The sequence below is a fragment of the Pseudoalteromonas simplex genome (genome assembly GCF_015278155.1).
Taxonomy (GTDB): Bacteria; Pseudomonadota; Gammaproteobacteria; order Enterobacterales; family Alteromonadaceae; genus Pseudoalteromonas; species Pseudoalteromonas simplex.
Window position 1 is genome coordinate 1 of the sequence record NZ_JADILN010000047.1, and the last position, 408, is coordinate 408.

At 37.0% G+C, this 408-nt stretch carries 1 rRNA gene; it reads right to left on the reverse strand.

What is annotated here, in order from left to right:
- Positions 1–320: 320 nt before the first annotated feature.
- A 16S ribosomal RNA gene (locus tag IRQ78_RS20465) occupies positions 321–408 on the reverse strand; the annotation flags it as partial.

The window sequence follows — 408 nt, forward strand, 5'->3', positions numbered from 1 at the left end:
CCAAGGCATCCACCGTGTACGCTTAGTCACTTAACCATACAACCCAAACGGGTCTTTGTTAGTGACAGCTGTTAACTTCGCCAGAAGTTAATTCATCAAATAATGATGAGAATACTAAAGTAGATACCGATTAATCATTGCTGATTAATGGCATATTTTTTACTTTTGAAAACTCTTTATAAATAACAATGTTATCTATAAGAATTTTAATATCAGCTTTCCAAATTTTTAAAGAGCATATTAATTAGTTAAACCAACGTGGTTTAGCTAACTAACAATCATCTGTGTGGACACTACGAACAAATAAGTTCTAAATCGTATAAGGAGGTGATCCAGCCCCAGGTTCCCCTAGGGCTACCTTGTTACGACTTCACCCCAGTCATGAATCACTCCGTGGTGAACGTCCTC